Origin of the sequence: Pseudoxanthomonas winnipegensis, from assembly GCF_004283755.1 — a bacterium.
Taxonomy (GTDB): domain Bacteria; phylum Pseudomonadota; class Gammaproteobacteria; order Xanthomonadales; family Xanthomonadaceae; genus Pseudoxanthomonas_A; species Pseudoxanthomonas_A winnipegensis.
Genome location: NZ_SHMH01000001.1, coordinates 247,624 through 260,056, shown reverse-complemented (window position 1 = coordinate 260,056; position 12,433 = coordinate 247,624). Strand labels below are relative to the sequence as shown.

General features: G+C 69.8%; 10 protein-coding genes and 1 riboswitch. Of the genes, 4 read left to right on the top strand and 6 right to left on the bottom strand.

The window, feature by feature from the left end; genetic code table 11:
• Positions 1–2 precede the first annotated feature (2 nt).
• From ybaK to ahcY, 4 genes are all read right to left on the bottom strand, one after another.
• A complete protein-coding gene (gene ybaK / locus EAT51_RS01260) occupies positions 3–476 on the bottom strand; it encodes a Cys-tRNA(Pro) deacylase (protein WP_130561164.1) in 474 nt (157 codons plus the stop codon).
• A 364-nt stretch (positions 477–840) separates the two neighbouring features.
• Positions 841–1,140, bottom strand: coding sequence for a type II toxin-antitoxin system RelE/ParE family toxin (locus tag EAT51_RS01255; RefSeq protein WP_130561163.1), 300 nt, complete (start codon positions 1,138–1,140; stop codon positions 841–843).
• 1 nt (position 1,141) lies between these two features.
• A complete protein-coding gene (locus tag EAT51_RS01250) occupies positions 1,142–1,426 on the bottom strand; it encodes a type II toxin -antitoxin system TacA 1-like antitoxin (RefSeq protein WP_130533591.1) in 285 nt (94 codons plus the stop codon).
• Positions 1,427–1,573: 147 nt separating this feature from the next.
• Complete coding sequence (gene ahcY, locus EAT51_RS01245; protein ID WP_130561162.1) at positions 1,574–3,016, bottom strand: adenosylhomocysteinase; 1,443 nt, start codon at positions 3,014–3,016, stop codon at positions 1,574–1,576.
• Between the two features lie 38 nt (positions 3,017–3,054).
• A riboswitch (S-adenosyl-L-homocysteine riboswitch) is annotated at positions 3,055–3,144 on the bottom strand.
• 98 nt (positions 3,145–3,242) lie between these two features.
• Between ahcY and ppc the strand changes: the two genes are divergently transcribed.
• Positions 3,243–5,972, top strand: coding sequence for a phosphoenolpyruvate carboxylase (gene ppc / locus EAT51_RS01240; protein ID WP_425599561.1), 2,730 nt, complete (start codon positions 3,243–3,245; stop codon positions 5,970–5,972).
• A gap of 398 nt (positions 5,973–6,370) precedes the next feature.
• On the opposite strand, the gene EAT51_RS01235 is transcribed toward ppc, so the two are convergent.
• Positions 6,371–7,198, bottom strand: a complete 828-nt coding sequence (locus tag EAT51_RS01235) for an aldo/keto reductase (RefSeq protein ID WP_130515801.1) — start codon at positions 7,196–7,198, stop codon at positions 6,371–6,373.
• A gap of 110 nt (positions 7,199–7,308) precedes the next feature.
• Here EAT51_RS01235 and EAT51_RS01230 point away from each other — a divergent pair, with 110 nt between their 5' ends.
• The gene (locus tag EAT51_RS01230; RefSeq protein WP_130515803.1) at positions 7,309–8,337 is read left to right on the top strand and encodes an Lnb N-terminal periplasmic domain-containing protein; all 1,029 of its coding nucleotides are present in this window, start codon (positions 7,309–7,311) and stop codon (positions 8,335–8,337) included.
• A 210-nt stretch (positions 8,338–8,547) separates the two neighbouring features.
• Here EAT51_RS01230 and EAT51_RS01225 read toward each other — a convergent pair whose 3' ends face one another.
• Positions 8,548–10,449, bottom strand: a complete 1,902-nt coding sequence (locus EAT51_RS01225; protein WP_130515804.1) for an ATP-binding cassette domain-containing protein — start codon at positions 10,447–10,449, stop codon at positions 8,548–8,550.
• A gap of 47 nt (positions 10,450–10,496) precedes the next feature.
• Between EAT51_RS01225 and EAT51_RS01220 the strand changes: the two genes are divergently transcribed.
• A complete protein-coding gene (locus tag EAT51_RS01220) occupies positions 10,497–11,009 on the top strand; it encodes a hypothetical protein (RefSeq protein ID WP_130515806.1) in 513 nt (170 codons plus the stop codon).
• Positions 11,006–12,334 (top strand): DUF6056 family protein, encoded by a 1,329-nt coding sequence (locus EAT51_RS01215; RefSeq protein WP_130515808.1) that lies wholly within the window; start codon positions 11,006–11,008, stop codon positions 12,332–12,334. The genes EAT51_RS01220 and EAT51_RS01215 overlap by 4 nt, the downstream gene beginning before the upstream one ends.
• The last annotated feature ends 99 nt before the right edge of the window (positions 12,335–12,433 follow it).

Here is a 12,433-nt window from a genome sequence, read left to right as displayed (position 1 = left end):
GCTCAGCGCGGCTTGCCGATCGGGGCGTAGCGGCCGCCGGTCAGGCGCAGCAGGTCGGCGGGGGTCAGTTCGACTTCCAGGCCGCGCCGTCCCGCGCTGACGTGCAGGCGGGGTAGGGCCCGTGCGCTGGCGTCGAGGAAGCTGCGCAGGCGCTTCTTCTGCGCCAGCGGGCTGATGCCGCCGACCAGGTAGCCGGTGGCGCGCTGCGCCTCGTCGACGCCGGCCATCTCGCAGCGCTTGCAGCCGGCGGCCTCCGCCAGGGCCTTGAGGTCGAGCTGCCCGGCCACGGGCACGATCGCCACCAGCAGTTCATGCGTTTCGCTGCTCGCCAGCAGGGTCTTGAACACCTGCGCGGGGTCCAGGCCCAGCTTCTCCACCGCCTCGCCACCGTAGGAATCGGCCTTGGGATCGTGCGCGTAGCTGTGCACGGTGTGGGGAATCTTCTCGCGCTTGAGCATGGCGATGGCGGGGGTCATGGGGGAATGTCGATGATGGTGCTGTTTTGAAGGGAACTCTTCTCTCTGCTGGAGATCGCGCTCGAGCGTCCCGGCTCCGGAAGGGCAGCGGTCCGGCGGGCGGTGGCCGCTTATCCCTCAATCACGGCATCCTGCCCTGACTTAAGGCGCTCGGCCTTCTGCCTTGCTCGTCGCGCCACCGCCCGCCGGACCGCTCCCTCGCGCGTCACGCAGACGACTTCGGGTCGATAAGCGTTCTGGCTGGTTCGCGGAACTTGGCCGTGACGGGTCGAGCGTGGATGCGGATGCGGCCAGGGGCACATAACTTAGAGCCGCCAACGAATCCTCTATCGTCGCTCCCGCGTCGCGCGTGTCGGCCTCTGCCTCATGTGCCGCGGGCATAGCCTGCTTCCCGCTGTGCGCGGAGCGCCAACACGACCACGGTGTCGGTCACGTCCACATAGCGATACAACGCCAAGTACCCACGCGAACCGCGGCCGATCACCAGTTCGCGGCTGTCTCCATGGGCCGGGCGGCCGATCAGGGGATTGCCTGTCAGCACGTCCAACGCGCTGACGATGTCCTCGGCCCTGTCTCCAGCGTGCTCGCTCTCATGGTCGCGCAAGTAAGCGGCAATACGCTCCAGATCCTCGATCACGCCGGGGCCGAGGCGAATACGCGTCACCTCAGTCTTCCAGCTTGCGCGCCACCGGCCGCTTCGCGGGCTTTCCTGCGACCCGGGCCCTGAAGTACGCGCGCGCCTCTTCCCAAGGGATGGTTTCGCCGGTCTCCAGGAACTCGGCCCAGCGCTGATCGGCCTCCGCCAGGAAGTCCGCGCGCCGTTCCGCCTGGTCGGTCTTCTCGGCGATGGCTTCCAGGATGAAGTTGTGCGACGTGGTGCCCGCGGCTTCGGCCGCTTTCGCGATGCGGGCCTTGAGTGCGTCCGGCAGGCGGATGGTCGTGGTGCTCATGAGAGGGCTTCCGGCGGTGACCTTGCAGCAATGTAGCACAGACGTGCTACAGGCGACCCAGGCCGGGCGATCACGCTGCCCAGCCGCCAAATGCGAACGGGCGCCTCGCGGCGCCCGTTCGTGATCACGCGATGATCGCAGTGTCGATCAGTAGCGGTAGTGGTCCGGCTTGTACGGGCCTTCCACCGGCACGTCGAGGTAATCGGCCTGCTGCGCGGTGAGCTTGGTCAGCTTCACGCCGATCTTGTCCAGGTGCAGGCGCGCGACTTCCTCGTCCAGCTGCTTGGGCAGGCGGTAGACGGTCTTCTCGTACACGTCCTTGTTGGCCCACAGGTCGATCTGGGCCAGGGTCTGGTTGGCGAAGCTGTTGGACATCACGAAGCTCGGATGGCCGGTGGCGCAGCCCAGGTTGACCAGGCGGCCTTCGGCCAGCAGGAAGATGCTGTTGCCGTTGGCGAAGGTGAACTTGTCCACCTGCGGCTTGATGTTGGTCTTCACCGCGCCCGAGGCGTACAGCGCATCGACCTGGATCTCGTTGTCGAAGTGGCCGATGTTGCACACGATGGCCTGGTCCTTCATCGCCTTCATGTGTTCCAGGGTGATGATGTCCTTGTTGCCGGTGGTGGTGACGTAGATGTCGGCCTGGCCCAGGGTGTCTTCGACGGTGTTGACCTCGAAGCCCTCCATCGCCGCCTGCAGTGCGCAGATCGGGTCGATCTCGGTGACGATCACGCGGGCGCCGTAGGCGCGCAGCGAATGCGCCGAGCCCTTGCCCACATCGCCGTAGCCGCAGACCACGGCGACCTTGCCGGCCAGCATCACGTCCATCGCGCGCTTCAGGCCATCGGCCAGCGACTCGCGGCAGCCGTAGAGATTGTCGAACTTGGACTTGGTGACCGAGTCGTTGACGTTGATCGCCGGCACCAGCAGCTTGCCGGCCTCGGCGATCTGGTAGAGGCGGTGCACGCCGGTGGTGGTCTCCTCGGACACGCCCTTCCAGTCGGCAACCACGCGCGTCCAGTAGCCCGGGCGCTCGCTGGCCACGCGCTTGAGCAGGTTCTTGATCACCTGCTCCTCGTGCGAGGAGGCCGGCTCGTCGACCCACTTGCCGCCGTTCTCCAGCTCGTAGCCCTTGTGGATCAGCAGGGTCACGTCGCCGCCGTCGTCCACCACCAGCTCCGGGCCGGTCAGGGTGCCGTCGGGCAGGGTGAAGGTCAGCGCGTCCAGCGTGCAGTCCCAGTATTCCTCCAGCGTCTCGCCCTTCCAGGCGAACACCGGCGTACCGGTCGCGGCGATCGCGGCGGCGGCGTGGTCCTGGGTCGAGAAGATGTTGCACGAGGCCCAGCGCACGTCGGCGCCGATGTCCTTGAGCGTCTCGATCAGCACCGCGGTCTGGATGGTCATGTGCAGCGAACCGGTCACGCGCACGCCCTTGAGCGGCGCGGTGGCCTGGTATTTGCGGCGGATCGACATCAGGCCCGGCATCTCGTGCTCGGCGATGTCCAGTTCCTTGCGGCCCCAGTCGGCCAGGGAGATGTCGGCGACCTTGTAGTCGCCTTCGGTCGAGAAGGTCTTCAGTTGCGCATTCATGGTGTTGCTCCGGTCAAGGGCGGGCGTGGAAAGCTCGCGGTTGCCGGGCGCCGTTGCACAGGTGGATCGCCGAGCCTGGCCCGTGGCGCGTGCATGGCACGGCTTGGGTCGCAGCGCCCCTCGGCGAAGCCGGCAGTATATCGCCGTGCGCCGCGGCGGCGATGAACACGGCCGCCTTTGCAGTAGGCTTGGCGTCCCTCCACGATCGGCATCTGGCGCGACCGCGATGAATTCACCTGCAACTTTGTCGGCATCGTCTGCGATCTTGGAATTCGCCGCGCCGGACCTGCCGCTGCGCGACGACGTGCGCCGGCTCGGCGCGCTGGTCGGCGACATGCTGGCCGAGCAGGTGTCCGACGAATTCCTCGCCCAGGTCGAGCGCATCCGCACCCGCGCCATCGCCCGCCGGCAGAAGGGCGAGGGCACGCAGGGCCTGGCCGCGATCCTGGCCGGCATGTCCGCCGAGGACGCCGAGGCGCTGATCCGCGCCTTCAGCGCCTACTTCCAGGTGGTCAACATCGCCGAACGCGTGCACCGCATCCGCCGCCGCCGCGACTACCAGCGCCAGGGCGATGCGCCGCAGCCGGAAGGGCTGCACGCCAGCCTGCTCAGGCTCAAGGAGCAGGGCGTCGGCCTGGAAGAGGCCACCGCCTGGCTGGAGCGGCTGGACCTGGAGCCGGTGTTCACCGCCCACCCGACCGAGGCGGTGCGCCGCGCGCTGCTGGAGAAGGAGCAGCTGATGGTCGCCGCGCTGGTGGCCGGGCTGGACGGCGCGCAGACGCCGGGCGAGGCGGCCAGCGATGCGGCGCGCTTCCGCATGGCGCTGACCGCGGCCTGGCAGACCGCCGACTCATCGCCGGTGCGGCCGACGGTGGCCGACGAGCGCGAGCACGTGGGCTTCTATCTGACCCAGGTGCTGTACCGCGTGGTGCCGGTGTTCTACGAATCGCTGGAGCACGCCTTCACCGAGGTCTACGGCAGCGCGCCGCCGCTGCCGCGCGTGCTGCGCTTCGGCACCTGGGTGGGCGGGGACATGGACGGCAACCCCAATGTCGATGCCACCACCATCGCCGACACGCTGCGCGCCCAGCGCGCGGTGGTGCTGGAGCGCTATCTGAAGGAACTGTGGCAGCTGGCCAGCCTGCTGAGCCAGTCGACCACGCTGGTGCCGGTGAGCGAGGCCCTGCGCGCGCGCCTGGCGCAGTACCAGGCGCAGCTGCCGCAGGCCGCCGCGCGCTCGCGCCCGCGCCACGGCGACATGCCGTACCGCCTGCTCAACGACCTGATGCGCGCCAGGCTGCGCGCGACCCTGGACGACGCGCCGGGCGCGTACGCCTCGCCGGAGGAATTCGAGGCCGACATCCAGCTGATCCTGGACAGCCTGGAGGCGCACAAGGGCCTGCATGCGGGCTGGTTCGCGGTGCGCCGCCTGCTCTGGCGCGTGCGCACCTTCGGCTTCCACCTGGCGCGGCTGGACGTGCGACAGGAATCCAGCGTGCACGGCCGCGCGGTCGCCGCCGCGCTGGGCCAGGGCGACTGGGACACGCTGGACGCGGCCGCGCGCGCCACGCTGCTGCGCCCGTACGCGGCCGGCACCGAAACGCTGCCGGCCAGCCAGGACGAGGGCAATCCGCGCCTGGACGCGGTGTTCGCCGCCCTGGGCGAAGCGCGCCGGCTGCACGGCGCCGACGCGCTGGGCGCCTACATCATCTCCATGGCGCACAGCCGCGCCGACGTGCTCACCGTGCTGGCCCTGGCCCGGCGCGGCGGGCTGGTGGACGAGGGCGGCCAGGTGCCGCTGGACATCGCGCCGCTGTTCGAGACGGTGGACGATCTGCGCCACGGGCCGGAGGTGCTGCGCGACCTGGCCGCCGACCCGGTCTACCGCCAGCATCTGGCCGCACGCGGCGACACGCAGATGGTGATGCTGGGCTATTCGGACAGCGGCAAGGACGGCGGCACCGCGGCCTCGCGCTGGGGTCTGCAGCGCGGCCAGGTCGAACTGCTCGAGGCCGCGCACGAGCTCGGCATCAAGCTGACCTTCTTCCACGGCCGCGGCGGCTCGATCAGCCGCGGCGGCGGCAAGACCACGCGCGCGGTCGACGCCTCGCCACGCGGCAGCGTCGACGGCCGCCTGCGCGTGACCGAACAGGGCGAGGTGATCCATCGCAAGTACGGCATCCGCGCGCTGGCGCTGCGCTCGCTTGAGCAGTCGCTGGGCGCGGTGCTGGTGTCGAGCATCCGCCCGCGCCCGCCCGAGCCGCGCGAGGCGCACTGGCGCACGCTCATGGACACCGTCGCGCGCGCCAGCACCGAGGCCTATCGCGACTTCGTCGGCGCCCAGGGCTTCATGGATTATTTCCGCAATGCCACGCCGATCGATGTGATCGAGCGCATGACCCTGGGCTCGCGTCCCTCGCGGCGGCTGGGCCAGGACGCGGCGCTGAGCAATCTGCGCGCGATCCCGTGGGTGTTCGCCTGGAGCCAGGCGCGCGCCACCATCCCCGGCTGGTACGGCGTGGGCAGCGGCCTGGCCGCGGCGGTGGAGCAGTTCGGCGAGGAGGCGGTGCGCGAGATGGGCCGCGACTGGCCGTTCGTGCGCACCTTCCTGGACGACATCGCCATGGTGCTGGCCAAGGGCGATCTGGATATCGCGGCGCTGTTCTCCCAGCTCTCCGGCGACCTGCACGGGCAGTTCTTCCCGCGCATCCAGGCCGAGCACGAGCGTACCCGCCACTGGGTGCTCAGGCTATCCGGCAACGACAGCCTGCTCCAGCACGACCAGCGCCTGGACCTGTCCATCCGCCTGCGCAACCCCTACGTCGATCCGATGAGCCTGCTGCAGGTGGACCTGCTCAAGCGCTGGCGCGCCGCCGACCGCGCGGACGACGCCCTGCTGCGCGCCCTGGTCGCCAGCGTCAACGGCGTCTCGCAAGGCTTGCAGAACACCGGCTGAGGCCGAAGGCACCACTCGCCGCGATAGGGCCGTCATTCCCGCGAACGCGGGACTCCATGGACGCCCGCGCAGGTCGCGGACATGCTTGGTGAGAGCAACTTTCTCCTCCGATCACGTCGCGCCCTCCCTGTAGAGCGGAGCTTGCTCCGCTGCTCTTCCTTCGGTTAGCGGGAAACGTCCCAGCGGAGCAGCCCCGCTGCTCTTGGTTCGGTTCGCGGGGAAGGCCCCAGCGGAGCAAGCTCCGCTCTACAGGTGGGAGCCGCCGTGGCGGCGATGGGGCCTTACCGGCGGAGCCCGTCGCCGCTATCGCGGCTTCCGCAGCGCTATTGGTCACTCGGGGGAATGAAGTTATGAGGCTGTTAGAGAATCGGCGGGAAGGCTCCCGCCGCCCCTTCGCCTCAATTCAGCTCGGCAGGATCCGGCCCGCGCCGCTTGCCGGCATCCAGGCTGGCGATGGCGGCCATGTCGTCCAGGCTGAGCTTGAAGTCGAACACGTCGATGTTCTCCTTGAGCCGCGCCGGGTTGGCCGACTTGGGGAACACGATGTTGCCCAGCTGGATGTGCCAGCGCAGGATCACCTGCGCGGCGGTCTTGCCGTGGCGCGCGGCGATGTCCTTGAGGATCGCGTTCTCGAGCAGCTCGCCGCCCTGGGCCAGCGGGCTCCAGGCCTCGGTCAGGATGCCGTGGGTCTGGCCATAGTCGCGCAGCGATGCCTGCTGCAGCAGCGGATGCAGCTCGATCTGGTTGACCACCGGCAGCACGCCGGTCTCGGCGGCGATGTGCTCGATGTCCTCGACGCGGAAGTTGGACACGCCGATGGACTTGACCTTGCCCGCGTCGCGCGCCGCGATCAGCGCCTTCCAGCTGTCGACGAACTTGCCCTTGGCCGGGCAGGGCCAGTGGATCAGGTACAGGTCGACATAGTCCAGTTGCAGCTTGCCCAGGCTGGTGTCCAGGGCCTTGAGCGCGCTGTCGTAGCCCTGGTCCTCGTTCCACAGCTTGGTGGTGATGAAGAGCTCGTCGCGCGGCAGGCCGGAGGTGGCGATGGCCTGGCCGACGCCTTCCTCGTTCTTGTAGATGGCCGCCGTGTCGATGTGGCGATAGCCCAGCCGGAAGGCCTCACCGACCACGTTGGCGGTCTCGTCGGCCGGGGTCTGCCACACGCCCAGGCCGAACTGGGGAATCGTGCGGCCGTCGAGCATTTCAAGGGCGGGGATCGTGTGCATGGAAGCCTCCTGTCGCGATAGACCTAAGCAGTGTAGGCGGCACGACGTTGCCTCCATGCCAAGGCCGGCACGATGATGGCCACGATGCACGCCTTCACGGACTCGCGCTGATGCGCTCTGACTCATACGGTCCCACGCCGGCGTCCGGCCGTTGGCGCCGCGCGCTGACCTGGTGCCTGCTGCCGCCGCTGCTGGCCTGGGCGGTGCTGGCCAGCATCTATCTGGACCACTGGCCGCACGTGTTGCGCGGCGTGCTGGCACTGGCATGGCTCTGGCTGGGGTGGAGGGTGCTGCGTGCGCGTCATCGCGCCGGCGGCGCGCGCTGGGCGGGCGCTGCGCTGCTGGTCTGGCTGGGGTTTCTGGCCGGCTGGTCGCTGCAGGCACCGCGGCAGGACCGTCTGTGGGCCGACGATGTCGCGCGCCTGCTGCAGGCGCAGGTGCAGGGCGATACAGTGGTGCTGGAGAACGTGCGCGACTTCCGCTGGCGCAGCGACACCGACTACGACGTGCGCTGGGAGACGCGCCGCTACGACCTGTCCCAGCTGCGTTCGGCCGATCTGGCGCTGTCGTACTGGATGGGGCCGGCCATCGCCCACACGCTGGTGTCCTTCGGCTTCGCCGATGGCCGGCATCTGGTGTTCTCGCTGGAGATCCGCAAGGAGCGCGGCGAGGCGTTCTCCGCGCTGGGCGGCTTCTTCCGCCAGTACGAGGAAACGCTGGTCGCCGCCGAGGAGGACGACATCCTGCGCGTGCGCACCAATGTGCGTGGCGAGGACATGTGGCTGTACCGGCTCAACCTGCCGCCGGCCGCGCTGCGCCAGCTGTTTTTGGCCTATCTAGACAAGGCCGACGCGCTGCGCGCGCGGCCGGCGTTCTACAACACGGTGATGAGCAACTGCACCACGGTGATCTTCCAGCTGGCCAGACGCATCGATGCCCGCCTGCCGCTGGACTGGCGGCTGCTGCTGTCGGGGTATTTCGACCGCTACGTGGCCGACCACGGCGGGTTGATGCCGGGCATGGACTTCGCGACGCTGCGGGCGCGGGGGCATATCACGGCCAAGGCGCGGGCGGTGGGGGAGGGGGAGGATTTTTCGCGGGCGATTCGGGTGGGGGTGCCGGGAGAGGTGGGGCCGTAGGGGCGCCGCGCGCTGATCGATGCGGAAGAGCTCAGGACTCGTCGTTTCCGCGAACGCGGGAAGCCAGCGGCTTGAGGCTTCGACGCGAAAGTCCATGGGTTCCCGCTTTCGCGGAAACGACGGTAGGGGGTTTGCGGCGGCTTGTGGGGAGAGCTTGCTGGCAAGCCTCAGCCTAGGCCTGCCGCCTGTCGCCTCAGCCGCTCAGCCGCTTCAGCCGTCCAGCTCGCTCCAGCGGGCGTAGGCGCGTTCCAGTTCGGCCTGCAGGCCGGCCAGGGCCTCGTTCTCGGCGACGATGGTGGCGCTGTCTTGCTGGAAGAAGGCCGGGCCGGACATCGCCGCGGTGCGCGCCTCGATGTCGGCTTCCAGCTGCTCGATGCGGGCGGGCAGCTGCTCCAGTTCGCGCTGTTCCTTGAAGCTGAGCTTCTTCTTCGGCGCGGCGGCGGGCGTGGCCGCTGCCGCGGCGGCGTTGGCCGCGACCACCTGCTCGGTCACGCTGCGGTCGGTCTGCCGGGCCTGGCTGTCGAAGCCGGCGCGGCCGCGCGGGCGCTGGCGCAGCCAGTCGTTGTAGCCGCCGACGTAGTCGCCGACGCGGCCCTCGCCCTCCAGCACCAGCGTGCTGGTGACCACGTTGTCGATGAAGTCGCGGTCGTGGCTGACCAGCAGCAGCGTGCCCTTGTACTCGGCCAGCAGCTCTTCCAGCAGCTCCAGCGTCTCCACGTCCAGGTCGTTGGTCGGTTCGTCCATGACCAGCAGGTTGGAGGGCTGGGCGAACAGCTTGGCCAGCAGCAGGCGGTTGCGCTCGCCGCCGGACAGGCGGGTGATCGGCGCGCGGGCGCGTTCGGGCGAGAACAGGAAATCCTGCAGGTAGCCTATGATGTGCTTGCGGCTGCCGTTGATCTCGACGAAGTCGGTGCCCTGGGCGACGTTCTCCAGCGCGTTGCGCGATTCGTCCAGCTGGCTGCGATGCTGGTCGAAGTAGGCGATCTGCAGGTTGGTGCCCAGCTCGACCGTGCCCTGCTGCGGCGCCAGTTCGCCCAGCAGGATCTTCAGCAGCGTCGACTTGCCCGAGCCGTTGGGGCCGATGATGCCGACGCGGTCGCCGCGCATGATCGTCACCGCGACATCGTCCAGCAGCGTGCGCCCGGCGTAGGCCTGGGTGATGTGTTCGGCGCTGATGACCTTCTTGCCCGAGGCCTGCGCGTTGGAGGTCTCCATGCGCACGTTGCCCTGCAGGTCGCGGCGTGCGGCGCGTTCGCGGCGCATGGCCTTGAGCGCGGTCACGCGGCCCTCGTTGCGGGTGCGGCGGGCCTTGATGCCCTGGCGGATCCAGACTTCCTCCTGGGCCAGCAGCTTGTCGAAGCGCGCGTTCTCCTGCGCCTGCGCGTGCAGGCGCTCCTCGCGGCGGCGCAGGTAGTTGTCGTAGTCGCCGGGCCAACTGGTGACCTGGCCGCGGTCGATCTCGACGATGCGCGTGGCCAGGTTGCGCAGGAAGCTGCGGTCGTGGGTGATGAAGATCAGGCTGCCTTCGAAGGACTTGAGGAAGCCTTCCAGCCAGTCGATGGCCTCGATGTCCAGGTGGTTGGTCGGCTCGTCCAGCAGCAGGATGTCCGGCTGGCGCACCAGCGCCTGGGCCAGCAGCACGCGGCGCTTCATGCCGCCGGACAGGCCGGCGAAGTCCGATTCGCCGTCCAGCTCCAGCCGGTCCAGCGTGGCCTGCACGCGGCGGTCCAGGTCCCAGGCGTTGTGGGCCTCGATCTGCGCCTGAGCGCGGCCCATGGCGTCCATGTCGCCCTCGTGCACGGCGTGGTGGTAGTCGGCCAGCATTCGGCCCAGCGCGCCCAGGCCCTGGGCGACCACGTCGAAGATGCTGCCGGCGGTGTCCGGCGGCACTTCCTGGGCCATGCGCGCGACCACCGTGCCCGACTGCAGGCGCACCTCGCCGTCGTCGGCCTGCAGCTCGCCGGCGATCAGCTTCATCAGCGTGGACTTGCCGGCGCCGTTGCGGCCGACGATGCACACGCGCTCGTGGGATTCGATGGACAGCTCGACCTGTTCGAGCAGCAGCGGGCCGCCGACGCTGTAGTCGACGCGGGAAAGTTGCAGGAGGGACATGCGACCATTGTAGCCGGGCATCTGGCACGGGCAGCGGGCACGACGGCATGGCGGCGGTGAGAGAAGGGCGCGCGCTGTCGCGCTGGGCGGGAATCGGCGTGGCGGCCTGCGCGCTGGGATTCGCCGCGTTCTACGCACTGCTGTTCTGGCGCGACAACGCCGCGCCGGTGGCGAGCGACGCGGCGGCCGCGGCGCCGGCGCCGGGGATGTTCCTGTACACGACCGAGCGCTGCGAGGTCGACGGCGAGCGCCTGCGCGTGCAGGGCTGGGCCCTCCGCAAGGGCCAGGGCTGGCCGATCGGCGGCAACCGCGTGCTGCTGCGCCTGGCCGACGGCCGCCTGCGCGCGCTGGACACCGCCTGGCAGGCGCGGCCGCAGCTGGCGCCGCTGCTGAAGGCGCGCACCGGCGAGAAGCGCACCTATTACGCGCCCGGCTTCGCCGCATCGCTGAACCTGGCCGTGGCCGGTGTCTCGCTGCAGGGCGCGCGGCTGTTCCTCGACTGGCGCGCCGGCGACACGCCTGCGCTGCTGCCGCTGGACTGCGCGGGGCTGTCGCCGTGAGTGCGTCGCGCCTGCGCTGGCACTGGCCGTTGCTGGGCCTGGCCTGGATGCTGGCCTCGATCGCCTCGATCCACGCCTTCGGCATCAGCTCGGCGCCGGTGGCCGACGACAGCTACTTCGCCAGCATGCTCGACACCTACACGCTGCGCGACTACCTGGTCCACCGCTACCACACCTGGACCGGGCGGCTGCCGATCGAGGCGCTGCTGGTGACCATCGTCCATGCGCCCGGCCTGTGGCGCGCCTGCAACGCGGTGGTGATGGCGCTGCTGTGCGTGGGCCTGGCGCGGCTGGCGCGGCCGGGCACGCGCTGGTCGTGGCCTGGCGCGACGGGGGTGGTGTTCGCGCTGGTGATGCTGATGACGCCGCAGGCCATCTACGAGGCGTGCTGGTGGCTGACCGGCTCGCTCAACTATCTGTGGCCGGTGACGCTGGGCGTGTGGAGCTTGGTGCCGATGGTCGAGGAAACCCCCCATCGCTGGCCCGCGCGGCTGGCCGCCTGCGTGGCCGCGGCGCTGGCGGCGTACTGCGACCAGCTGGCGCTGGTGCTGGTGCCGCTGACCCTCGGGCTGTGCCTGTGGCGCGCCCGGCAGCGCCGGGCCAGCGGCTGGGACTGGGCGCAGCTGGCGCTGCTGTTCGCCAACGCGGCCTTCGCCCTCAGTGCGCCGGGCAATGTCGAGCGGTTCCGCGAGGAGACCGGCATGCGCTTTCCCAACTTCGCCGACCTGGACGTGCTGGAGAGGCTGCGCATTGGCTTAGGGTTGATCGAGCGGGCGATGACCGATCCCCGCAACTATCTGTTCGGCACCGTCACCGCGCTGGCCCTGGTGCTGCTGTGGCGCGCGCCGCTGGCGCGCTGGCTTAAAGCGCTGCTGGGCGTGGTGCTGGCGGTGTCGCTGCTGCAGATGCTGCTGTTCGTGCCGCACGTGCCGGGCGATCCCCTGCAGCTGTCGCTGCCACTGCGCCTGGATGGCGATGCGGTGTGGAACCCGTGGCTGTATGCGCTCAGCGCGTGGTCGGCCTTCACCGTGGGCTGCGTGGTGATCGCCGCGGCCTGCGGCTTCTGGCGCGATGGCCGCGAGGTTGCACGGATGCTGGGCCTGCTGCTGCTGGGCCTGGCCTCGCTGGGGATGATGGGCTTCTCGCCCACGGCCTATCTGTCCGGCCAGCGCATCGCCTTCCTGTGCCTGCTGGCGCTGGTGGTGGTCGGCCTGCGTCAGCTCGACCGCATCGGGCTGGACTACGGGCCGCGCGTGCGCGGCGGCCTGCTGGCGCTGATCGTGGTGCTGGCCAGTTGGCGTGTGACGATGGCCGCCTTCGTCTGAAGGCCCGTCAGCCGGGGTTGAACGCGTAGCGCACCCCGGGGAAGAACACCGGCGCGGCGAACACCACCGGATTCAGCCAGTCAGCGCGCCGCCGTGGCC

Bases quoted from the DNA above. Each gene is read 5' to 3' on its own strand.
- ybaK (WP_130561164.1), bottom strand. From the start codon at position 476: ATGACCCCCGCCATCGCCATGCTCAAGCGCGAGAAGATTCCCCACACC.
- EAT51_RS01250 (WP_130533591.1), bottom strand. From the start codon at position 1,426: ATGAGCACCACGACCATCCGCCTGCCGGACGCACTCAAGGCCCGCATC.
- ahcY (WP_130561162.1), bottom strand. From the start codon at position 3,016: ATGAATGCGCAACTGAAGACCTTCTCGACCGAAGGCGACTACAAGGTC.
- ppc (WP_425599561.1), top strand. From the start codon at position 3,243: ATGAATTCACCTGCAACTTTGTCGGCATCGTCTGCGATCTTGGAATTC.
- EAT51_RS01235 (WP_130515801.1), bottom strand. From the start codon at position 7,198: ATGCACACGATCCCCGCCCTTGAAATGCTCGACGGCCGCACGATTCCC.
- EAT51_RS01230 (WP_130515803.1), top strand. From the start codon at position 7,309: ATGCGCTCTGACTCATACGGTCCCACGCCGGCGTCCGGCCGTTGGCGC.
- EAT51_RS01225 (WP_130515804.1), bottom strand. From the start codon at position 10,449: ATGTCCCTCCTGCAACTTTCCCGCGTCGACTACAGCGTCGGCGGCCCG.
- EAT51_RS01220 (WP_130515806.1), top strand. From the start codon at position 10,497: ATGGCGGCGGTGAGAGAAGGGCGCGCGCTGTCGCGCTGGGCGGGAATC.